This is a genomic window from Streptomyces sp. NPDC051218 (assembly GCF_044455475.1).
In the GTDB taxonomy this organism is placed as follows: domain Bacteria; phylum Actinomycetota; class Actinomycetes; order Streptomycetales; family Streptomycetaceae; genus Streptomyces.
The window spans coordinates 391,814-413,955 of the sequence record NZ_JBITEU010000002.1 but is presented as its reverse complement, the minus strand read 5'-3'; the positions used below and the strand labels follow the sequence as shown (position 1 = coordinate 413,955).

The window sequence follows — 22,142 nt, the reverse complement described above, 5'->3', positions numbered from 1 at the left end:
TCAGTGCTGGAGCGTTCTGGCCGCCGGCGCCTGGGTCGTCACCTCGATCGTGAAGGCGTCGAGTACGTCGCGCATGCGCTGTTCCACCTCGGCGATCGACCTTCCGGTCACGTGGACGTACCCGGACGCGTTGTGCGAGGCACGCCGTGCTTCCACGAGGTCCCCTTCGCGGTATCGAAGGACGCTCCTGACCACCCCGGGCAGGCCGAGGAGTTCCTCCTCGGGAGTGATCCGGTGCACAAGGCCCGAGCCCGGCAGCGGCAGCAGCAGGTCGCCCGCGCAGCACCGATCGGAGTACTCCAGGGCGGGGCGGCGGCCGAGGTGGACGTCCAGCGTGGCGCCGAACACGTCGAAGCCGTAGGCGTACCCGTGGTTGGCGGTGATCTCGCAGCCCGCGAGGCGCACCCCGATCTCGCCCGCGTACACCTCGGCACCGACGACGAAGAACTCCATGTGCGCGTACCCGTGGTCGATCCCCATGCCGGTGACGATCCGCTGGAGCATGCCCCGCAGGTCGAGCGGCGGGCCCTCGTCGGTGGCGACACTGATGTTGGCGTTCATCGCGCCGTCGACGATGTCCAGCGGGCGGCACGGCATCGCACTCGGCCACGCGTCCAGGACCTCGCCCGCGTGGATGAGCGCGCACACCTCCCACTCCGTGCCGCCCAGATGCTCCTCGACCAGCCAGGAACGGCCGTTGATGGCCAGGTCGGGAAGCTGCTCGGGGCCGGTGAGCCGGAAGGTGTCGACGCACGCGAAGGAGTCCACGGGTTTCAGTACGACGGGCCAGCCGCACCGCGCGGCGAACCTCTCGACCTCGTCCGTGGTGGAGACGCGCGCGTACCGTGCGGTGAGAAGGCCCAGCTCGCGGAACTTGTCCTTCATCGCCTCCTTGTCGCGCACCCAGCTCACTTGATGCTCCGTCAGGTGCGGCAGACCCACCAGCGAGGCGAACCGCTGGGCGATGTCCTGGCGCGGCTCGGAGGGATTGCAGAACCGCGTGGGTAACGCGGGGAGTTCCGCGGCCCAGGCACGGTAGCGGGCCGCCTCCTCCTCCAGGGGCAGGCGTTCGTTCACCCAGAACGCGGGGATGTGCGCGGTCTGGCGTACGTAGGCGTCCGTGAGGTCATGGCGCGCGGAGGCGAACCGCAGCAGAGCCAGCCGGCCCGGCAGGGCGTCCACCGCGTACCGGGTGAAGGTGGAGGCGCGGTCGTCCGCCATGAGGAGCACCGGCGGCGCGTTCACGCGGCCTCCAGTGCCTGCCGGACCGACTTGACCGCGAGGGCCTGTTCGGCTTCGGAGAGCTCCGGGGAGAGGGGCACGCACAGGGTGCGGTCGAGGAGGTCCCGGGTCCTGGCGAACCCGTCGCGGCTGAGGGCGAGCGTCTTGTCGGGGGCGAGGTTCCAGGGGAAGCCGTCGGCGTAGAGCGATCGCCGGCCCGCGACCACGGGATGGTCGGGCAACAGGTACTTGTTGAGCGTCCAGTTGGCGATGGACCGTTCGGTGAGTGCCGTCACGGCGGCGTCGCGTAACTCCCGGCTCTCGCAACGGAACCGGAGACTGATCTTCACGTCACCCGCCGCCCGGGGCAGGAGGTCGAGCCCGGAGCGCTCGGGCAGATCGTCCATGGCGATGGCGTGGTGGCGCTCGAGGCCGGAGAGCACCTCGTCGAGGTGGCGGAACTGCTGGTACTGGATCGCCGCGACCGCCTCGCTGGTGACCAGGTTCTCGCCGTAGTAGGCGTCCTCGTTCCAGGTGGGGTAGCGGCCGGGGACCCGGGCGGAGCCGTGGTCGTGGTAGCAGCGCATCGTCTCCCAGGCGGCCGGGTCGTTGGTGACGAGGAGGCCGCCCTCCCCCGAGGTCAGCACCTTGTTGTGGTGGAAGCTGAACGTTCCCGCGTAGCCACGGGTCCCGGTGTGCCGCCCGTCGGGGAACGTGGCGCCGAGTGCCTGCGCGCTGTCCTCGATGACGTACGGGACGCCGTCCGGCAGGGGCGCGACGGTGCCCTCCATGTGGGCGACGATGGCCCGTTGAGCGCCTTCCGGGATCAGCGAGGTGTCCATGGAGAGCGAATCGTCGACGTCCACCAGGACCGGGATGAGGCCGCTGGAGAGGACGGCGCCCGCCACGGCGACGAAGGTGACCGCCGGTATGTGGACGACATCGCCGACGCGCGGGCGGGTGGACACCAGAGCGAGCCGCAGCGCCTCGGTGCAGTTGTGCACCGCGAGCACATGGCCCGCGCCGAGCCGTTCGCCCACCCGCCGTTCGAGGCGCGAGGCGACGCTCTCGGTCTCCGTCTGGTAGCGGAAGAGAACCCCGTGCTCGATCGCCGCACGCAGCTCGTGCATGTCGGGCCAGTCGAGGTAGTTGGCGCCATACGGGAGGAAGCGCAGCCCGAGCCGTTTGTCGAGGGTCATGTCGCGTCAGCCTCCGTGATGGGGTGCACCGAGGCGTCGACGACCATCTCCTGGCCTCGGTAGTTGCGGAGGAGCAGGCCTTCGGGCACGCGGGAGAAGTACGGCTGGGCGATGGGGATCTTGCCGATCTTCGTCGTCAGGACGTACTGCGGGACGCCGAAGCCGGTGATGTGTCCCTGCAGGCCCTCCATGATTTCCCAGCCCTTCTCGATGGAGGTCATGAAGTGGGACACGCCGGTGACGTTGTCGCAGTGGTAGAGGTAGTACGGCCGGACCCTGATGCGCAGGAGCTCGGTCATCAGCGTGCGCATCGTCGTGACGTCGTCGTTCACTCCGCGAAGGAGCACGGTCTGGTTTCCCACCGGGATGCCGTGGCGCAGCAGTCGGTCGACCGCGGCCGCGGACTCGGGGGTGATCTCCTTCGGGTGGTTGAAGTGCGTGTTCAGCCAGACCGGGTGGTAGCGCGCGAGCATCTCGCACAGCTCGTCCGTGACGCGCTGGGGCAGCAGGACGGGGAAGCGGCTGCCGATCCGGATGATCTCCACGCTGGGGATCGCCCGGAGGCCGGAGATGATCTCCTCCAGTTTGCCGTCCCGGTACGAGAGCGGGTCGCCGCCGGTGAGCAACACGTCCCGGATCTCGGGGTGTTCGGCGATGTAGCGCAGGTCCTCCTCGAAGGACTCGCCCTCGTTGTCCCGGAAGTAGCTGCCGTCGACGTCGGTCGTGTGGAACTTGCGCGTGCAGTGCCGGCAGTAGACCGGGCAGGCCTCGGTGATCAGCATGATCACCCGGTCCGGGTACTTGTGCACCACCCGGTTCGTCCTGCGGTAGAACATGTCGCCCACGGGGTCGACCTCGGCGCCGCTGAACTCCGCAAGTTCACCGAGCGCGGGTACGGCCTGCTGCCGGATCGGGCAGGTGGGGTCGTCCGGGTCCATCAGGGACGCGTAGTAGGGGGTGACGCTCCAGCGGTACTTGCCCGCCGATTTGTCGATGGCTCGTTCCTCGTCGGCGGTGAGGTTGATCCACTGCCGTGCCTTGTCGACGTTGGTGACACGCCTGCGCATGTGCCAGCGCCAGTCGTTCCACTCCGCTTCTGTGATCTCGGGAATCTCCGGCCGGTCCGGTACGGGGTGGCGGTCCGCGTCTGTGGCTCCAGGAGTGCGGTACATGGTGTCTCCAGGTTCGGCGGGTGGGTGACCTGTCACAGGGGTGCGAGGGAGAGCTGGCGCAGGGTGCGGGCGACGCGCTGTGCGCCCCGCAGGTCGTCCGCGGCGCCGTCGAGCGAGGCCCATAGGTCCGGCGCCTCGGGATCCCAGAGGGCGGGGTCTCCCGGATCGGCGGCCATGGGGATGTGGGCCGCGCGGGCGACGCGGTCGGCCAGGTCGCGCTGCGCGTCGCCGAGCGGCGGGAGAAAGGCGAGCGGCGCGCGCCGGGCCTGGGCGAGCGCCACCGCGCCCAACGTGGGGCTTGCCAGGAGCAGTTCGGTGTCGGCGTGCAGGGCGTCGACGTCGGTGTCGGCGGCGCGCATGACTCGTACGCCGTCCATCCCTTCGAGGGCGGCACGCACCCGCTCGACGCGGGTGTCGCAGACCACCTCGCACCGCTGGGTGCGGCCGACGGCCTCCGCGGCGAGCTGCCGCAGCACATCGGAGGTGAACGTCTCCACGTCCCCGGCCGGGGCGCCCCACAGCGAGAGCAGCAGCAGGGTGCCGCTCCGCCGGCGCCCGCGCGTCATGCGTGCGGGCGCGAGCACGCCGGTGGTGCGCGCGCCGCCCGGTGTCGCGGGCCACGGCCCCGGGAGCCATCCCGGGCGGTGCACACGGTGCAGTGCTCCTTCGGCCCGTTCTGTCAGGGGGGTGACGGTGACCCGGTGTCCCGAGGACAACTGCACGACCGGTACGCCCAGGTCGAGGAGGCGGCAGGTGGCGGCATCGTCGTCGCAGACCAGGGCCACGTCCGGCGGCGGCCCGTCTTCGCCGGTCCCGCCCCCGTCCTCCGTCCTCTCGAGTTCGCCCAGGTGCGCGGCGATACGTCGCCCGGCGAGCAGCGAGTCGAGTTCATCGTCCCGTGACACCAGCAGCGCCCGGCGCGGGGCGGGACCGGACGGCGGCGGGGCGGCCCCGCCGGAGCTCAGTACTGCCACGGCGCCGCCACCCCGAGCCGGGCGACGTCGTCGCTGTAACCGGCGGCCGTGGTGGAGCAGCCGCCGCACATGTCGGGTCCCCGCTCGCGGAAGAAGTTCGCGTGGGTCCGGAAGACCGGTGTGTCCAGGTGGATGGCGCCGCCTTCGCGCAGCGGGGCACCGCCCAGGTCCTCCCCTTCCCGGTGCGGAAGGCAGCTGCAGGCGTACATGCGGCCGTACTTCCCGTCGATGTAGATCACGTCGTCCACGACGTGGCAGAGCGGTTCCGAGGCCCGTGGGGTCAATGACTCGGCGAAATAGCGCTCCTGCTCCTGCGGGGTGTCTCCGTAGAAGCGCTTGCCGAGCGGCACGAGGAGGGCGTTGGGGTCCGCGTCGTAGATCGGGTCGCAGATCGCGCGCACATGATCGGGGTCGGGGTAGGTGATGGAGCGCTCCAACTTCAGGGCGGAGAGCTCCCATTGCTCGACGCCGGCCTCGGTGAGCACCTTCTGCAGGTCCGGCATCTCCGTGTAGTTGTGCGGCCCGACCACGGTGTTGACCCGGGGCAGGACGCCGAGTGCCGCGGCGTCGCGCAGCCCTCGCAGGCCGTTGTCGAACATGCCCGGGGAACGCCGGTAGACGTCGTGGGTCGCCGCGGAGCCGCCGTCGAGACTGACGATCACCTGGGCGAGCCCCGCGTCGGCGAGCTGCGGAGCCTTCTTCGGCAGCATCATGCCGTTGGTGATCATGGACATCTTCATGCCCGCGTCCGTGCCCGCCCGTACCAGCTCGACGACGTCCTGATGCATGAGGGGTTCGCCGCCGGTGAACCGTACATAGCCCACGCCGGCCGCGCGGGCCTTGGGCAGCAGTTCGGCGAAGTCGTCGAGTGAGAAGCGGAAGGTGTCACGGGAGAGCGCGAACTCGCACATGAAGCAGTCCGCGTTGCAGGCTTCCAGGATCCTGATGAAGAGATAGCGCTGACGCTCAGTCATGTACGTCGATGCCTTCCTGGACGGTACGCGGAGCCGTGGGCCCGGCGGGGCCGGGGCGCGGCTCCCTGTCGAGTACGTCGAGCAGGGCGTCGGCCACCTGGGCGGCGCCACGGGTGCCGACCTGGGCGGCGAGGCCTCCCCATGCGGCGCCGGACGACGCCCGCCCCAGAGCCTCAAGTACGCTCTCGCGTACGGCGGTTACGTTCCGTGGGGCATTGCGCGGCTCGGCGGCGGCGGCGATTCCGTCGTAGATGACCCGCAGGGCCGCGTCCTCGCCCTGCGACCGGCGCGCCAGGGCCTCGTCCTCGGCGAAGACCTCCGGCGGCCAGACGGTTCTGACGTCGCCATGGACGGCACTGCTGTGGAAGCGGCCGTTGAAGATCTGGCTGAGGTTCTGCGGCGGCAGGCAGACGGTGGGCACCGCGAGGCTGCCGGCCTCCAGCAAGGTGGTGAGCCCCGGCGAGGTCAGCAGGACATCGCAGTCGGCGAGGCGGTGGAGGAACTCGGCGTGGGACAGCGGGCCCGCCGTCACGCCGAGGCCCCCGTGGCCCGCCGCACGGAGCCGCTCGGCCAGCTCGGCGGGCAGATTGCCCGCCACGTGCGCCTCACGGACACCATGGGCTCCGAGGGCTTCGAGCACCGCGGGCAGGACGATCTCCGGATAGCGCGTCCAGTCGGCCAGGCCGGGGGCGCGCAGACCGCCCAGGTTCACCAGGGCACGCCGGAACGGTTCCGGGCGGCTGCGCCGGGGCCGCTGCACCTCGGGGGGAGCGCCGATCACCGCTTCGACCCAGCGCAGGTCGCGTACGGATCCGAGGACGCCGATGCACTCCTGGGGCAACTCGACGCACTGCTGCGCGCAGTAGACGGAGACCTCGAGCGGGAGTTCGGGCAGGTCGCCCTCGGTCCACAGGAACGGCAGGCTGTCCACGAACACGGTCGGCACGCCCGCTGTCTCCAGGGCCACGGCCGCGGGACCGTCGAGCACGACGACGGCCGCCCCGATCCGCTCCGCCTCCACGACCTTGGCCACGGCATCGGCCCTGTCGCCCGCGGAAGCCTCGGCCGGCAGGTCGTACCAGTGCTCGACCCCGTGCCGAGACAGCAACGGGCGGCCGAGGCCGGTCGCGAGGCCGATGAACCTCAGCGGGCGAGCGGACCGTTCGCGCAGCGCGGTCAGGACGGCGCTCAGCTTGCCCGAGCTGCCCCAGCCGAACTCGGCGCCCGCGACCGCGACGGTGACCGGATCATCCCGGACGTCTCGCCGGTCCGGAGGGCGTTCACCATGCATCGTCTTGACCAACTCCCTTGCCGGGGCCGGGGTGTGGCCCCTGTCGGGTGAGTACGGGGAGGGAATGTCACGTCGGGATGAGGTGCATTCGAACCATGCCGCGGGGATCGACCGCAGCAGGCTCCTGCCGCAGAGGGAAGCCCTCCGCTTCCCACACGATCACCCCTGGCCCCTGGCGCCGCAAAGGCCCCCCGGTCGCCTTCTGGCCATCAATAAGTAGTTGCGACCTGATTGCAATAAGCCGCTCACACGCTCTGGCCGGACTCACCCGAACGCCCCGCCCCAAGCACCGCCACCCCCTGCGGCACACCGACTGTGCAGGTGTCCGCAGAGAGCCCGACACCCCCTCCAACAAGCCGTTTTGGCGGCCGAAGACCGCCAGGGGGACACCCCGCAACAACGGCCGAAAGAGGCCACTGGCACATGCCGCGGCAGGAGCGACGATCAGTCGAGGGTGCGGGAATCGATCATGCGGCCGCCGACCCGGGCCGCCGTCTCGCGCAGCCAGATGTGGGCCGCATCGTGGGTGTGCACGGGGTGCCACCACAGGGCCTCCCGCAGCGGAACCGCGTCGTACGGCGGCTCCAGGACGCGCACGGCGGTGACCGGCGCGAGGAGCCGGGCCAGGCGGGCCTGTACGAGGGCGATGCGCCGGGTGCCCGCGACCATGAGCGGCAGCAGCTGGAAGTTGTCGACCGACACCTCCGCCCGGGGTTCGACGCCGAGCATGCTGAGTTGGCGCACGGCCGGCGCGTCGTAGGTGCGCTGGTAGGTGACCCAGGGCAGCCGGGCCAGGTCCTCACGGGTGAGGCGGTCGCCGACGTCGGGGTGGTCGTCCGCGACGAGGAAGACCCACCGGTCCGCGTAGAGGTCGGTGGCGGGGAAGCCGCTGATGACGCCGTGCGGCATGAGCAGGCCGTCGGTGGCGCTCAGGAGGCTGGCGGTGTCGTCGACCACGGTGGCCGGGGTCTGGGTGAAGCGCAGCCGGATGCCGGGGGCCTCCTCATGCACGACGCGGGCGAGTTCGGCGCCGAAGACGGCGACGGCGTAGTCGGAGGCCACCAGCTTGAACTCGCGTCGCTCCCTTGCCGGGTCGAAATGGGCCTGGCTGGCGAAGAGGCGCTCCAGCAGGTCGTACGCGGTGGAGGTGCGGTCGAGGAGGACCTGGCCGAGGGCGGTGAGTTCGTAGTGGCCGCCGACGCGCGCGAGCAGGTCGTCGTCGAAGTGCCGGCGCAGCCGGGCCAGGGCCGCGCTCATCGCGGGCTGGCTGATGCCGACGCGCTCCCCGGCGCGGGTGACGTTGCGCTCTTCGAGGAGCGCACGGAGGGCGACGACGAGGTTGAGGTCGAGGCTGGCCAGATTCACCGGACTTCCTTCTGCTGCAGGGCGTTGACCAGGGGGAACAACCGCGGTTGACCAGCGGAGATAACTGCTGTGGATGCCTGTCATCCACAGAATCGATTTCCCTGATTGCGTGTGACGGGTCCAGATTAGTCACACCGCACCCAGGAGGACATGTCCGTGAAATCTGAAGCCGCGTCCGCACCCTTCGCAGGACCCTTCGCCCTCGCCACGCTCTCGGTCCCGGACGGGCCCCCTTTCCCCGCTCTCGTCACGCCGGACCGCCAGGTGACCAACCTCCAAGACGCCTTCAACGACAGGCACTTGTCCATTCGGGGGCTCCTCGACGACTGGGCCACGGCCGAAGCGCGTCTGGCCGCGCTGGCCGGTCAAGGCGGCGGAGCGCACGCACGGTGGAAGCCTCTGACGGACTTCCGCGTGCACGCCCCCGTCGAGCCACGTCAGGTGTTCCAGTCCGGGGCCAACTACCGGCAGCACGTCATCGACCTGCATGTCGCCCACCGCGACCCGTCCGACGAACGGACCGATGAGGAGCGGCGCGCCGAGGCCGCCGAGATCATGGACCGCCGGGCGGCCGAGGATCTGCCGTACGTCTTCATCGGACTGCCGAGCGCCATCACCGGCCCGTACGATGACGTCATGCTGCCCGCATGGGCCGAAAAGCCCGACTGGGAGCTGGAGTTGGCGGCCGTGATCGGCAGGCCGGCCCATCGGGTCTCCGTGTCGGAGGCCCTGGAGCACGTCGCCGGTTACACGATCGCCAACGACCTCACCGACCGGGCCACGGTCTTCCGCCGTGACATGCCGCAGATCGGCACGGACTGGCTGCGCAGCAAGAACGCACCCGGTTTCACGCCGCTCGGCCCCTGGATCGTGCCCGCCGCGTCGATCGCGGACCCCGGCGACCTGCGGCTGCTGCTCAGGCTGAACGGCGAGACCATGCAGGACGAGTCCACCAAGGACATGATCTTCGACGTCGCCCGCATGGTGTCCTACGCCTCCCAGGCCGCGCGCCTGCTCCCCGGCGACCTGGTGCTGACCGGGTCCCCGGCCGGCAACGGCATGCACTGGGGCCGGCTGCTGCGCGACGGCGACGTCATGGAGGGCTCCATCACCGGGCTCGGCGGCCAGCGCACCCGTTGCGTGGCGGAGGCGGCGCGGTGAATCCGGATCGCCACGACCCCGAGGGCTCCATCGCGCGCACCGCCAAGGCGACCTCCAACTGGGGCCGTTGGGGCGAGGACGACGTCCTCGGCACGCTCAACTTCCTCGACGAGGCCAAGCGCCGCGAAGGCGCCGCCTTGGTCCGGCGAGGTGTGAGCTTCTCCCTCTCCCAGGCCTTCGACATCAACGGCCCGCAGAAGGGCTGGCGGCGGCGCACCAACCCCGTCCACACCATGCTGGACACCGGCACCGACGCGGCCCTCGGCAACCAAGGGCTCCCGCACGGCATCGGCGGCGCGGACGACGTGATCGCCATGCCGCTCCAGTGCTCCACCCAATGGGACGGCCTCGGCCACATCTTCGACCACGGCAAGGCGTGGAACGGACGCGCCGCCGAGCAGGTCGTCACCTCCGACGGCGATCTGGTCACCGGCATCGAGCACATGGCGCCGCATGTCGCCGGCCGGGGCGTGCTCCTGGACGTCGGCCGGTTTCTCGGGGCGGAGGGCGAGCTGCCCGACGGCTTCGCCATCACCGGGGAGCAGCTGACGGCGACCGCCGAGGCCCAGGGCGTGCGTGTGGGCCGCGGCGACATCGCGCTGGTGCGTACCGGACAGCTCGCCCGGGTGCGCCGCGACGGCTGGGGCGACTACGCGGGCGGCCCGGCCCCCGGTCTCTCCTTCACCGCCGCAGGCTGGCTGCACGGCTGCGAGATCGCCGCGATCGCGACCGACACCTGGGGGTTCGAGGTGCGGCCCAGCGAGTTCGAGCACGCCTTCCAGCCGCTGCACCAGGTCGCCATCCCCCACATCGGTCTGCTGATCGGCGAGATGTGGGACCTGGACGCGCTCGCCGATGACTGCGCCGCCGACGGCGTGTACGAGTTCTGGCTCACCGCCGCGCCCCTGCCCATCACCGGCGCGGTCGGCTCGCCCGTCAATCCGATCGCCGTCAAGTAGCCCCACGCCGTCAAGTAGCGCCAGAAGCAAGGAACTTCACATGACTCAACCCCGCAGTGTCCTGGTCGTCGGCGGCGGCGCGGCCGGCAACGCCGTCACGATCCTGCTGCGCCGCGCCGGTGTCGCGGTGGACCTGATCGAGGCCAAGGACGACTGGAACGCCACCGCAGGCTCCGGCATCACCCTCCAGGGCAACGCCCTGCGCGTACTGCGCGAACTCGGCGTGTGGGACCAGGTCGAGGCGTCCGGCTTCGGCTTCGGCTCGGTCGGTATCGTCTCGCCGGACGGTGCCGTACTGCACGCCGCCGACGACCTGCGCACCGGCGGCGACGACCTGCCCGCCACCGTCGGCATCCAGCGCCCCCACCTTCAGCAGATCCTGATCGGCGCCGTGCGCTCCAGCGGCGCATCCGTCCGCCTGGGCACCACTGCCCACCTCGTCGACCAGGACGCGAACGGCGTCCTGGTCCGCCTCAGCGACGGTTCCGAACAGCGCTACGACCTGGTGATCGCCGCCGACGGCCTTGGCTCCGCCACCCGCGCGGCGATCGGCATCACGGCCGTTCCCGAGCCCACCGGCATGGCCATCTGGCGGGTCGCCGCCCCGCGCCCCGCCGGCGTCACGCGCGCCGACCTGGCCTACGGCGGCCCGGCCTACATCGCCGGTTACTGCCCCACCAGCGACACCACCCTGTACGCCTTCGTCGTCGAGGCCAACCGCGACCGCGCCGCGATACCGGCCGAGTCCTACGCCGACGAGATGCGCCGCCTGGCTTCCGCCTACGGCGGCTTCTGGCCGGAGATCACCGAGCACATCACCGACCCCGCGCAGGTCAACTACACGTGGTTCGACCGGATGCTCGTCGAGGGTTCCTGGCACCGCGGACGCGTCGTGCTCATCGGCGACGCGGCCCACTGCTGCCCGCCCACCCTCGCGCAGGGCGCCGCCCTCTCGCTGGAGGACGCCTGGGTACTCGCCCAGCTGCTCACCGGGTCCGACGTCTGGGACGACGCGCTCTTCCAGGCGTACTTCGAGCGGCGCGTCGCACGGGTGCGTCCGGTGGTCGAGGCGTCCGTACAGATCGGGCAGTGGCAGCTCGACGGGGTACGCGACGCCGACGTGCCCGGCGTGATGGGCCGGACCATGGCGATGCTCAGGCAGCTGCCGTGAGCACGCCCACCGTCGACGTGCACGCCCACGTCCTGCTGCCCGAGGTCGAGGCGCTCGTCGCGGGCCTGCCCGGACACGAGGCGTCCCGGGCCCTGGACACTCGCCGCAACGGCCCCGAGGCCCTCGCGGTGAGCGGCCCCATGGTGCGCGAACGCATCCCCGCGCTGACCGACCCCGCCGTACGTCTGGCCGCGATGGACGAGCAGGGCGTTGATCTCCAGCTCGTCAGCCCCTCCCCCTCGCACTACCACTACTGGACCGGTGAGGAGACGGCCGAAAAGGTGTACCGGCTGGCCAACGAGGCGACGGCGTCGCACTGTTCGGCCGCTCCCGGCCGGTTGCGCGGTCTGGGGCTCGTGCCGCTCCAGCACCCCGCTCACGTGGTGCGCGCCCTGGAACACGCCCTGGAACAGGGCCTGTCCGGCGTGGAGATCTCCAGTCACGCACCCGGGCGCGAGCTGTCCGACCCGGTCTACGAGCCGTTCTGGTCCCGCGCCGATGAGACGGGCGCGCTGATCTTCCTGCACCCTTTCGGCTGCACGCTCGACGGCCGTCTGGACCGGTGGTACCTGTCCAACACCGTCGGCCAGCCCACCGAGAACGCCGTCGCCCTCTCCCATCTCATCTTCTCCGGAGTCCTCGACCGGCACCCAGGCCTGAAGGTGATCGCGGCGCACGGCGGCGGCTATCTGCCCACCCACATCGGCCGCTCCGACCACGCCTGGTCGGCCCGCCCCGACGCGCGCGCGGGCTGTGCGCACCCGCCGAGCAGCTACCTCGCCCGGCTGTACTTCGACTCCCTCGTCCATGACCCGCACGTCCTGCGGGAACTGGTCCGCGTCGCGGGAGCAGACCGTGTCCTGCTCGGGTCCGACTTCCCCTTCGACATGGGGAGCGGCGACCCGGTCGGGGCCCTGCGGTCGGCCGGCCTGTCCGAGGACCACTTCGACGCCGTACGCGGCGCGAACGCCGCCGCCCTGCTCGACATCAACCCCGCCTGAGGAGAAACCCATGAGCGCACGTCTGCTCACCCATCTGCGGCACGTCGATCTCGCCGTACCCGACTACGACAAGCAACTCGACTTCTACTCCGGCGTCTGGGGCCTGTCCAAGGTCGCCGAGGACTCCGGGGTCTCGTTCCTGGCAGCGGAGGGCTCGCCCGAGCAGTACGTCGTCCGACTGCGCAAGGCCGAGGAGAAGCGCCTCGACCTCGTCTCCTACGGCGCGGCGAGCGCGGCCGATGTCGACGCACTGGCCGAACAACTCCTGTCCGCTGACGTCCAGTTGGTCTCGCAGCCCGGCAAGGTCGACACCCCCGGAGGCGGCTACGGCTTCCGCTTCTTCGACGTCGACGGGCGCACCATCGAAGTCTCCGCCGATGTCGAGGTCCGGGAGCACCGCAAGATCGAGGAGAAGGAGGCCATCCCCGTCAAGCTCTCGCACGTGGTGCTCAATTCCCCCGATCTGAACAGGACTCGGGAGTGGTACGAGCGCCACCTCGGGTTCCGCCTCTCGGACAGCCTGAGTTCGCCGCACATGGGCGAGGTCATGCACTTCATGCGGATCAGCAACCAGCATCACTCGATGGCCATCGCCCGAGGCCCGCACACCGCCCTGCACCACATCTCCTTCGAGATGCGCGGCATCGACGAGTACATGCGCGGATCGGGGCGGGTCATGCGCGCCGGGTTCAGGAAGATCTGGGGGCCTGGCAGGCATCTGGCCGGGGACAACACCTTCACCTACTTCCTCGACCCGCACGGCAACACCGTCGAGTACACCACCGAGCTGGAAGACCTGGACGAGGACACTTGGCATCCCCACGTCTACGACTTCTCCGAGCCCGAGGTCACCGACCAGTGGGGCACCGCCAACGCCATGAACGAGCTGATCGCCAAGGAGTCGTTCAACGACGTCGACCGCGGCGTGTTCGTCGCGCCGCCGGTCTGATCCGCCCTCCACTCCGCCGGGAGCCGCACCATGCGCTTCGCCGCCTACGAGCATCAACAGCGCCACCGGGTGGCCGTCGTGGAAGACGACGGCACCCTCTTCCCCCTGCCCCGGGTCACCTCGCTCACCGCTCTCCTCGCGGAAACCGGCGGCCTTCCCGGACTGCTCGCCGCGGGCGCTGCCGCCCTCGACGCGCCGCCCGGCCCGCATGTCTCGCAGGTTCGCCTGCTCCCTCCCCTCCAGCCCACGTCGGTACGGGACTTCGTCACCTTCGAGGAACATGTCGAGGGCGTACGCCGCTCCGTGGAGGGAACCGGCGGCGTACCCGAGCAGTGGTACGCGTCTCCGACCTTCTACTTCACCAACCCCCACGCGATCTACGGCCCCCACCAGGATGTGCCGGTGCCGCCCGGGGCAGCCGTGCTGGACTTCGAACTCGAAGTTGGCGCCGTCATCGGGCGGGAGGGCCGCGACCTCACCCCCGAGCAGGCGCGCGACCACATCGTCGGCTACACGGTGTTCAACGACTGGTCGGCCCGCGACCTGCAGTCGGCGGAGATGAAGGTCGGCCTCGGCCCGTGCAAGGGCAAGGACACCGCCACGACCCTGGGCCCTTACCTGGTCACCGCCGACCAACTGGAGCCCTACCGGGATGCCGACGGCTTCCTGCGGCTGGCGCTGACCGCCGAGGTCAACGGCCAGGTGGTCGGCAAGGACCTGCTGTCCAACATGAGCTGGACCTTCGAGGAGATGACCGCCTACGCCTCGCGCGGCACCCGGGTCGTGCCCGGTGACGTCCTCGGCTCCGGGACCTGCGGAAACGGTGGATGCCTCGCCGAACTGTGGGGGTTGCGCGGCGAGCGGACCCCGCGGCCGCTGCGGCCGGGTGACACCGTCGGCCTCACCGTCGAGGGCATCGGCACCCTGACCAACACCGTCATCCCGGGAGTCGAGCCCGTACCCCTGCCGGCCGGCCGGCGCCGCACCCGGGAGCGGCCGTGAGCCAGCTGTGCCCCCGCGTCTCCGATGCCCTTGGCGAGCCGCACTCGTAGACTCCATCGCAGACCGGCACAGCTCACAGGAGGTACCCATGAAGATGCTCATCAACGTGGCGGAGACGGTCGTGGCGGACGCGCTGCGGGGTATGGCGGCCGCGCATCCCGATCTGACGATCGACGTGGACAATCGCGTGATCGTGCGCAGGGACGCCCCCGTCGAGGGGAAGGTCGCCCTCGTCTCCGGCGGAGGCTCCGGTCATGAGCCGCTGCACGGTGGGTTCGTCGGTCCGGGGATGCTGTCCGCCGCATGTCCCGGTGAGGTGTTCACCTCGCCCGTGCCGGATCAGATGGTGCGGGCCGCTGCCGCCGTGGACAGCGGGGCGGGGGTGCTGTTCGTCGTGAAGAACTACACGGGGGACGTCCTCAACTTCGACATGGCGGCGGAGCTCGCCGAGGACGAGGGCATTCAGGTCGCGAAGGTCCTCGTGAACGACGACGTGGCCGTCACCGACAGCCTCTACACGGCGGGCCGCCGCGGCACCGGCGCGACGCTCTACGTGGAGAAGATCGCGGGGGCGGCGGCCGACGAGGGCCAGCCGTTGGAGCGGGTGGAGGCGATCGCGCGGCAGGTGAACGAGAACGCGCGGAGTTTCGGCGTCGCGCTCAGCGCCTGCTCCACGCCCGCCAAGGGCAGCCCCACCTTCGATCTGCCCTCCGGCGAGCTGGAGTTGGGCGTCGGCATCCACGGCGAGCCCGGCCGTGAGCGGCGCCCGATGATGACGTCGAGCGAGATCGCGGACTACGCCGTGGACGTGGTGCTGGGGGACCTGCAACCGCGCAATCCCGTGCTCGTGCTCGTCAACGGCATGGGGGCCACTCCCCTCCTGGAGCTGTACGGCTTCAATGCCGAGGTCCAGCGCGTCCTCGCCGAGCGCGGTGTCGTCGTGGCGCACACGCTGGTCGGCAACTACGTGACATCGCTCGACATGGCCGGGGCCTCCGTCACCCTGTGCCAGGTCGACGAGGAGCTGCTGCGGCTCTGGAACGCCCCGGTGCGTACGGCGGGGCTTCGCTGGGGTATCTGATCCCCCAGCCGTCACCACGTACGACACATGGCAGTTCCGTACCCGACCGTGCCCGACTGTTCTACCGCGCAAGGAGTTTCCGTGCTCGATGCCGCATTCTTCCGTCACTGGCTGACCTCGGCCGCCGCACTCGTCGACCGGGAGGCGCAGCGGCTCACCGAGCTGGACTCGCCGATCGGCGACGCCGACCACGGCAGCAATCTGCAGCGCGGGTTCGCCGCCGTGGTGGCCACTCTGGAGAAGGACGCACCGGCCACGCCCGGGGCCGTGCTCACCTTGGCGGGACGGCAGTTGATCTCGACCGTGGGGGGTGCGTCGGGGCCGCTGTACGGGACGCTGCTCCGCCGTACCGGCAAGGCCCTGGGTGACGCGGCCGAGGTCAGCGAGCAGGAGTTCGCCGACGCGCTGCGCGCCGGCGTCGACGCCGTCAGCGCGCTCGGTGGCGCGGCGCCCGGCGACAAGACCATGCTGGACGCCCTCGTGCCCGCGGTCGACGCGCTCTCGGAGTCGTTCGGCGCGGCGCGCGCCGCCGCCGACGAAGGCGCGCTGGCCACGACGCCGCTCCAGGCGCGCAAGGGCCGGGCCAGTTATCTGGGCGAGCGCAGCATCGGGCACCAGGACCCCGGGGCGACCTCGTCGGCGCTGCTCTTCGACGCGCTCGCGCAGACCGCGGAGGCCGGCCGTGCATGACGACAAGCTGGTCGGCATCGTCCTCGTCTCGCACAGCGGCCCCGTCGCCGAATCCGTCGCCGCCCTTGCCACGGGGCTTGCGGGCGGCGGGACGACCGCGCCGGTGGCCGCCGCCGGCGGCACCGAGGACGGCGGCCTCGGCACCAGCTCGGAGCTCATCGCCGCGGCCGCCGCGAAGGTGGACGGCGGCGCGGGCATCGCGATCCTCACCGATCTGGGCAGTGCGGTCCTGACCGTGAAGGCGCTGATCGCCGAGGGTGACGAGCTCCCGGAGGGCGCCCGCCTGGTGGACGCCCCCTTCGTGGAGGGCGCGGTCGCGGCGGTGGTGGCCGCCTCCGCGGGCGCCGACATCGCGGCGGTGGAGGCCGCGGCGGTCGAGGCGTACTCCTACCGGAAGGTGTGAGGCCGGGCGGTCAGTTCTGGGCGAGGAACTGCCGGGCCAGCGCGTCGCCCCGGGCGACCGCGGCCCGGTGGCTCTCGATGGGGGACGCCTTGGGGCCGTTGAAGACGATGTAGGTGACGCCCGCGCCGGTGCCGCCCGACCGGGGGTCGGGGTTGATGCCCAGGGACTTGGCCGCCGCGTACGACGCCTCGCCGATGAGGTCGGTGGGTCCCGTGTCGCCGACGACGGCGTACAGGACCTTGCCCCCGTGGATGACGGCGGCGACCGAGCCGCCGGTGATGCCGTGCCGCGTGTGGCTCCAGATGCGGCTCGCGCCCGGCACGACGACGTACGGAAGACCTTCGGCGCTCAGCTGGCGGCCGCCCGATTCCTGGAACGCGGTGGCGTCCTGGAACAGCGGATCCGTGCGGCGGTTGCAGGCCCTGCTCGGCCGTCCGTCGCAGTCGATGTCCATGTCGGCCTTCCAGAACACCGCGCCCCGCTTTCCGCAGACGGGTACGTTCGCGGGAGCTCCGGCGTCCGTACGGTACTTGCCGAGCGAAATCTGCTGACAGGTCGTGGTCCTGGCCAGGAGCGCGGCCGCGGAGACGGGCCCCTCCTGGCTGACCGGAGCCGGTGAACCATCCCTGACAGCAGGCGACTTACGCTCCTGCGGATACGCCGCGGCGGGCAGTGAAGCGGGGACGAGCAGGACGACTCCGACAGCGGCGGCGAGTGCCGCGTCTCCGATACGCATGTGAAAGGGCCTTCCCTGGGAGGTAACTGACGGCCGGTCGGGCAAGTGGGGACCGGCGGCCGGCAGCCGGTAGCACCTGACCAGACATCCCAAGCTGTCCCGGGTCCTACACCTCGGCCACCCGCGCGATGCCCGGACGGTGCACGCGCACCCCTTGATGTGCACCCGACACCTGTGTGGAAATAGGTCCGGACCAATGCCGCCCGAGTGGAAGGCACGACCGTGCGACGGACCCCCCACCTGTCCACCCCCTTCACCCGCCTCTCCGCCCTCCCCGCCCTCTCCGCACTCCTCGCCGTCACCGCCTGCACCCTCACCGCCTGCGCCTGGGGCGGCGACAAGGACGCGAAGGACGTGCGGCCCCCGGCAGCCCCCAGAGGCGTCACGGTCCAGGCGGGCAGCGCCACCACCGCCCACGTCATGTGGAACCGCGCGACGGACGACACCGAAGTCACCGGCTACGACGTGTACCGGGGGTCCACCAGGGTCGAGCGCGTGTCCGGCGGCAAGCACATGGTGGACGTCGGCGGTCTGAAGCCGTCCACCGCCTACACCTTCACCGTCCGCGCCCGGGACGCCGAGGGGAACGTCGGCGAGGCCAGCAAGAAGCTGACGGTCACCACGCCGGCCGCGACCGCCGCGGACCGGAAGCCGCCCTCGCGCCCCGGCTCACCGCGGGGCGCGGTGGAGGGGAGCCGGGCGGTGACGTTGTCCTGGGGCGCGTCCAAGGACGACCAGGGCGTCGCCTCGTACGAGATCTATCAGGGCACGTCAAAGATCCACAGTGTGGGCGGGAGCGAGCTGCGCACCCTCGTCACCGGGCTGCGTCCCGGCACGGCCTACCGCTTCACCGTCAAGGCGCTCGACGCGGCCGACAACGCGTCCCCCGCCAGCCGTACCGTCCGTCTCACCACCGCGGCGGGCCGGGACGACGGGCGCGGCACCGCGCCGACGGACTTCCGCGCGAAGACGCGGCACACCGACGGGGCGTACTACATCGAGCTGGCCTGGACGCCGCCGGACACCGGCGGCGCGGTGGCCGAGTACCAGATCCACCTCGACGGGAAGAGCGCCACCTCGCTGGTGTTCGGCGGTACGGCGCCACGGAAGAAGGCCACGCACAGCTTCTACATCGGCAAGGAGCCCGGCGACACCCACCGGGTGAGGCTCCGGGCCAAGCTCCCCGACGGGACGTGGGGCGGCTTCACCCCCGAGCGGAAGGTCACCACGGGCCGACGCCCTTGACACCGGGTCAGCCGTGTCCCGCCCATCAGCTGTCGGCCGTCCGGAGGATTCCGTCACCTGCCCGGTCGCTGTCCGCATGCGGCCGGGGAGATTGGCACGTTGACTCATCGGCAGGTAGCACGGGCGCTCCCCGACCCCCGGCGGCGCATGGGATGTACCGCCTCCCGTGCCACCGGAGGGCAGACACTCATGCGCACACTTCAGATATTCGTCCGCTCCGGCCTGACCATCGCCGCCGCGGCTGCGCTTCCGATGGCACTGACCGCTCCGTCGGCGCATGCCGCCCCCGGAGGAATCTCGGTCACCGCCAGGGGAACGACGGTCACGGTGACCACGGCGGCCTGCCCCGACGGGGGCAACGCCTCGCTGATGAGCAATGGCCAGGCAAGCTTCGCCGCGGGCAGGCAGATGCCGCTCACCGGCGGCAGCGCGTCCTGGCAGAACGTGAGCACCGGTCTCCACACGGTGGCCGTGATCTGCGAGGACGGTACGACAGCCGGTTCGCAGACGATCACCGTCGGGGCATCGGCGTCGCCGACGACCCGCTCCACGACGGCGCCCCCGCGCGGCGTCCGGGGCGGTCTCGGGGGCGGCAGCGAGGACTACGGCACCTTCACCCTCGCCGCGGGCGGGGCCCTGGTGGTCCTTGCCGTGGGCGGCGGTGGCGCCTGGTACCTGCGTCGCCGCGGCGCGCAGCACCGGCTCTGATCCAGGGCCACCGAAGAGGCAGCTGCCGTCGACCCCGTCACGCCGGGCCGACGGCAGCCGTCATCCTGAGGAACACCGAGGGCCCGAGGAACACCCGAGGAACACCCGAGGAAGGCTTCACGCCTCCGGCGCCCCGAGCTCCTCCAGGGTCTGCTCGAGCCACTGCGTCCAGAACGTCTCCAGGTCGATCCCGGCCCGCAGCACCACATGCCGCAGCCGGTCCTCCACCGCGTCCTTCCCCGGCGGGAAGTCCCGTTTCTCGATCTCCTCGTACTCGGCCAACTGCCGCCGGTGTAGAGCGAGATGGCGGTGCAGGTCCGCCTCGATGCCGTCCGTTCCGACGACCGCCGCCGCCCGCAGGCGCAGCAGCAGCGTGTCCCGCAGCGGCTTGGGGTCCTGGCTCGCCGCCGTCCAGCGGGCCAGCTCGGCGCGGCCCGCGGGCAGGACCTCGTACTCCTTCTTCTGGCCGCGGGTCGCCTGCTGTTGCTCCAGGGCGCGGATGGCCCCGTCCCGCTCCAGTTTTCCCAGCTCGCGGTAGATCTGCTGGTGCGTGGCCGACCAGAAGTAGCCGATCGACTTGTCGAACCTGCGGGTCAGCTCCAACCCCGACGAAGGCTTCTCTAGCAGGGCGGTGAGGATCGCGTGCGGGAGTGACATGGCGGCCATCCTAGGTACGGCACCCGGAGCGGGCGCCCGGGGTTACGGCGCGGCGGTCACAGCGCCGCAGCCAGCTCCGTGCCCTGCTTGATGGCCCGCTTGGCGTCCAGCTCGGCCGCCACGTCCGCGCCCCCGATGAGGTGTGCGCTGTGCCCGCCGGCGAGCAGCTCCTCGTACAGGTCGCGGCGCGGGTCCTGGCCCGAGCAGAGGACGACCGTGTCGACGGGGATGACGGTGGACTGTCCGTCGACGGTGATGTGCAGGCCCGCGTCGTCGATGAGGTCGTAGCTCGCGCCGGCGACCATCGTGACGCCGCGGTGGCGCAGCTCGGTGCGGTGGATCCAGCCCGTGGTCTTGCCCAGGCCCTGGCCGACCTTGGAGGTCTTGCGCTGCAGCAGGTGCACGGAGCGCGGCGGGGTGGGGCGGTCGGGCGCGGTCAGGCCGCCGCGGTCCTTGTAGTCCATGTCGACGCCCCACTGCCGGAAGTACGTCGCCGGGTCAAGGCTCGCCTTGTCGCCGCTGTCGGTGAGGTACTCGGCCACGTCGAAGCCGATGCCGCCCGCGCCGATGATCGCGGCGCGCTCCCCCACGGGCGCGCTGTCGCGCAGCACGTCGAGGTAGCCGACCACGCTGGGGTGGTCGATGCCGGGGATCTCGGGGGTGCGGGGGGTGACTCCGGTGGCGACGACCACTTCGTCGTACGCCGCCTTCGCGAGGTCCTCCGCCGTGGCGCGGGTCTTCAACTTGACGTCCACGCCGTGCAGTTCGAGCTGGGTGCGGAAGTAGCGCAGGGTCTCGTCGAACTCTTCCTTGCCGGGCACCTTGCGCGCGACGTTCAGCTGGCCGCCGATCTCGGACGCGGCGTCGATGAGCGTGACGTCATGGCCGCGCTCGGCCGCCGACACCGCGAAGGCGAGGCCTGCCGGGCCCGCGCCGACGACGGCGACGCGCTTCTTGGTGCGGGTCGGCGCGAGGACGAGTTCGGTCTCGTGGCAGGCGCGCGGGTTCACCAGGCAGGAAGTGATCTGCAGGTTGAAGGTGTGGTCCAGGCAGGCCTGGTTGCAGCCGATGCAGGTGTTGATGGCATCGGACCGCTCGGCCTTCGCCTTGGCCACGAAGTCCGGGTCGGCGAGCAGCGGGCGGGCCAGGGACACCATGTCGGCGGCGCCGTCGGCGAGCAACTGCTCCGCGATCTCTGGGGTGTTGATCCGGTTGGTGGTGACGAGCGGGACGGAGACCTCGCCCATGACCTTCTTCGTGACGAAGGTGTACGCGCCGCGCGGCACCGACGTGGCGATGGTGGGGATGCGCGCCTCGTGCCAGCCGATGCCGGTGTTGATGATCGTGGCGCCCGCGGCCTCGATCTCCCTGGCGAGGTGGACGACCTCTTCGAGGGTCGAGCCGCCGGGGACGAGGTCCAGCATGGAGAGGCGGTAGATGATGATGAAGTCCGCGCCGACGCGCTCGCGTATCCGGCGCACGATCTCGACGGGGAAGCGGATGCGGTTCTCGTAGGCGCCGCCCCAGCGGTCGTCGCGCTGGTTGGTGGGGGCCGCGATGAACTCGTTGATCAAGTAGCCCTCGGAGCCCATGACTTCGACGCCGTCGTAGCCCGCGAGCTTGGCGAGCGAGGCTGCGCGCACGAAGTCCTCGATGGTCTGCTCGACCTCGTCGTCCTCAAGCGCGCGCGGCACGAAGGGGCTGATCGGCGCCTTGATCGCGCTCGGCGCGACGAGGCCCTCGTGGTAGGCGTACCGCCCGAAGTGCAGGATCTGCATGGCGATCTTGCCGCCCTCGGCGTGCACGGCGGCCGTGATGCCCGCGTGCTCCTGCGCCTCCGCCTCGGTGGTCAGCTTGGCGCCGCCGTCCCAGGGGCGGCCGAGCTCGTTCGGGGCGATGCCGCCCGTGACGATGAGGCCGACGCCGCCGCGCGCACGGGTCGCGTAGAACTCCGCCATCCGCCGGAAGCCGTCCGGCGCCTCTTCGAGGCCCACGTGCATGGACCCCATCAGGACCCGGTTGGGCAGGGTGGTGAAGCCCAGGTCCAGGGGGTTCAGCAGGTTCGGGTAGCGGCTCATGCGGGGCCTCCGTGCGCGATGGTCGTCACGACTGTTCTAGACGACGCATCACCTGTTGTGCAACTAGTTGCATAAAAGCGTGCGCCGAGCCTGCGCCCGACCAGC

Annotated in this window: 21 protein-coding genes; 11 read left to right on the top strand and 10 right to left on the bottom strand. The window is 71.0% G+C overall.

Features of this window, described 5'->3' with window-relative positions:
• From ACIBCK_RS08255 to ACIBCK_RS08225, 7 genes are all read right to left on the bottom strand, one after another.
• Complete coding sequence (locus ACIBCK_RS08255; protein WP_399387913.1) at positions 1-1,245, bottom strand: ATP-dependent carboxylate-amine ligase; 1,245 nt, start codon at positions 1,243-1,245, stop codon at positions 1-3.
• On the bottom strand, positions 1,242-2,420 hold the full coding sequence (locus ACIBCK_RS08250) for a DegT/DnrJ/EryC1/StrS family aminotransferase (RefSeq protein WP_399387912.1): 1,179 nt from the start codon (positions 2,418-2,420) through the stop codon (positions 1,242-1,244). Before ACIBCK_RS08250 ends, ACIBCK_RS08255 begins: the two co-directional genes overlap by 4 nt.
• Positions 2,417-3,592, bottom strand: a complete 1,176-nt coding sequence (gene blsG / locus ACIBCK_RS08245) for an arginine 2,3-aminomutase (protein ID WP_399387911.1) — start codon at positions 3,590-3,592, stop codon at positions 2,417-2,419. The genes ACIBCK_RS08250 and blsG overlap by 4 nt, the downstream gene beginning before the upstream one ends.
• 32 nt (positions 3,593-3,624) lie before the next feature.
• Entirely contained in the window at positions 3,625-4,566 is a 942-nt protein-coding gene (gene blsF / locus ACIBCK_RS08240) for a CGA synthase-related protein (protein WP_399387909.1), read from the bottom strand.
• Entirely contained in the window at positions 4,554-5,540 is a 987-nt protein-coding gene (gene blsE, locus ACIBCK_RS08235; protein ID WP_399387907.1) for a cytosylglucuronate decarboxylase, read from the bottom strand. The genes blsF and blsE overlap by 13 nt, the downstream gene beginning before the upstream one ends.
• Positions 5,533-6,831 carry a hydroxymethylcytosylglucuronate/cytosylglucuronate synthase gene (locus ACIBCK_RS08230; protein ID WP_399387906.1) on the bottom strand — a complete coding sequence of 433 codons (1,299 nt, stop codon included), beginning with the start codon at positions 6,829-6,831 and terminating at the stop codon, positions 5,533-5,535. Before ACIBCK_RS08230 ends, blsE begins: the two co-directional genes overlap by 8 nt.
• 444 nt (positions 6,832-7,275) lie before the next feature.
• On the bottom strand, positions 7,276-8,196 hold the full coding sequence (locus ACIBCK_RS08225) for a LysR family transcriptional regulator (RefSeq protein ID WP_399387904.1): 921 nt from the start codon (positions 8,194-8,196) through the stop codon (positions 7,276-7,278).
• Positions 8,197-8,346: 150 nt separating this feature from the next.
• Here ACIBCK_RS08225 and ACIBCK_RS08220 point away from each other — a divergent pair, with 150 nt between their 5' ends.
• From ACIBCK_RS08220 to ACIBCK_RS08180, 9 genes are all read left to right on the top strand, one after another.
• A complete protein-coding gene (locus ACIBCK_RS08220; protein ID WP_399387902.1) occupies positions 8,347-9,357 on the top strand; it encodes a fumarylacetoacetate hydrolase family protein in 1,011 nt (336 codons plus the stop codon).
• On the top strand, positions 9,354-10,316 hold the full coding sequence (locus tag ACIBCK_RS08215) for a cyclase family protein (RefSeq protein ID WP_399387900.1): 963 nt from the start codon (positions 9,354-9,356) through the stop codon (positions 10,314-10,316). The genes ACIBCK_RS08220 and ACIBCK_RS08215 overlap by 4 nt, the downstream gene beginning before the upstream one ends.
• A gap of 40 nt (positions 10,317-10,356) precedes the next feature.
• Entirely contained in the window at positions 10,357-11,487 is a 1,131-nt protein-coding gene (locus ACIBCK_RS08210) for an FAD-dependent oxidoreductase (RefSeq protein WP_399387898.1), read from the top strand.
• Positions 11,484-12,488 (top strand): amidohydrolase family protein, encoded by a 1,005-nt coding sequence (locus ACIBCK_RS08205; RefSeq protein ID WP_399387896.1) that lies wholly within the window; start codon positions 11,484-11,486, stop codon positions 12,486-12,488. Before ACIBCK_RS08210 ends, ACIBCK_RS08205 begins: the two co-directional genes overlap by 4 nt.
• Before the next feature lie 10 nt (positions 12,489-12,498).
• A complete protein-coding gene (locus ACIBCK_RS08200; protein WP_399387894.1) occupies positions 12,499-13,437 on the top strand; it encodes a VOC family protein in 939 nt (312 codons plus the stop codon).
• A gap of 30 nt (positions 13,438-13,467) precedes the next feature.
• A complete protein-coding gene (locus tag ACIBCK_RS08195; RefSeq protein ID WP_399387892.1) occupies positions 13,468-14,439 on the top strand; it encodes a fumarylacetoacetate hydrolase family protein in 972 nt (323 codons plus the stop codon).
• A gap of 88 nt (positions 14,440-14,527) precedes the next feature.
• Positions 14,528-15,520: a dihydroxyacetone kinase subunit DhaK gene (gene dhaK / locus ACIBCK_RS08190; RefSeq protein ID WP_399387890.1), complete on the top strand. Its 993-nt coding sequence runs from the start codon at positions 14,528-14,530 to the stop codon at positions 15,518-15,520.
• A gap of 81 nt (positions 15,521-15,601) precedes the next feature.
• Positions 15,602-16,210 carry a dihydroxyacetone kinase subunit DhaL gene (gene dhaL / locus ACIBCK_RS08185; protein WP_399387888.1) on the top strand — a complete coding sequence of 203 codons (609 nt, stop codon included), beginning with the start codon at positions 15,602-15,604 and terminating at the stop codon, positions 16,208-16,210.
• A complete protein-coding gene (locus ACIBCK_RS08180) occupies positions 16,203-16,613 on the top strand; it encodes a PTS-dependent dihydroxyacetone kinase phosphotransferase subunit DhaM (RefSeq protein WP_399387886.1) in 411 nt (136 codons plus the stop codon). Before dhaL ends, ACIBCK_RS08180 begins: the two co-directional genes overlap by 8 nt.
• A gap of 10 nt (positions 16,614-16,623) precedes the next feature.
• Here ACIBCK_RS08180 and ACIBCK_RS08175 read toward each other — a convergent pair whose 3' ends face one another.
• The gene (locus ACIBCK_RS08175) at positions 16,624-17,349 is read right to left on the bottom strand and encodes a glycoside hydrolase family 75 protein (protein ID WP_399387885.1); all 726 of its coding nucleotides are present in this window, start codon (positions 17,347-17,349) and stop codon (positions 16,624-16,626) included.
• A gap of 222 nt (positions 17,350-17,571) precedes the next feature.
• Between ACIBCK_RS08175 and ACIBCK_RS08170 the strand changes: the two genes are divergently transcribed.
• Together ACIBCK_RS08170 and ACIBCK_RS08165 are read left to right on the top strand one after the other, a co-directional pair.
• Entirely contained in the window at positions 17,572-18,594 is a 1,023-nt protein-coding gene (locus tag ACIBCK_RS08170; RefSeq protein WP_399387883.1) for a fibronectin type III domain-containing protein, read from the top strand.
• Positions 18,595-18,783: 189 nt separating this feature from the next.
• On the top strand, positions 18,784-19,302 hold the full coding sequence (locus ACIBCK_RS08165) for a hypothetical protein (RefSeq protein ID WP_399387881.1): 519 nt from the start codon (positions 18,784-18,786) through the stop codon (positions 19,300-19,302).
• A gap of 117 nt (positions 19,303-19,419) precedes the next feature.
• On the opposite strand, the gene ACIBCK_RS08160 is transcribed toward ACIBCK_RS08165, so the two are convergent.
• The gene (locus ACIBCK_RS08160; protein WP_399387879.1) at positions 19,420-19,959 is read right to left on the bottom strand and encodes a PadR family transcriptional regulator; all 540 of its coding nucleotides are present in this window, start codon (positions 19,957-19,959) and stop codon (positions 19,420-19,422) included.
• A gap of 56 nt (positions 19,960-20,015) precedes the next feature.
• Positions 20,016-22,037 carry an FAD-dependent oxidoreductase gene (locus ACIBCK_RS08155; RefSeq protein WP_399387877.1) on the bottom strand — a complete coding sequence of 674 codons (2,022 nt, stop codon included), beginning with the start codon at positions 22,035-22,037 and terminating at the stop codon, positions 20,016-20,018.
• Between the last annotated feature and the right edge of the window lie 105 nt (positions 22,038-22,142).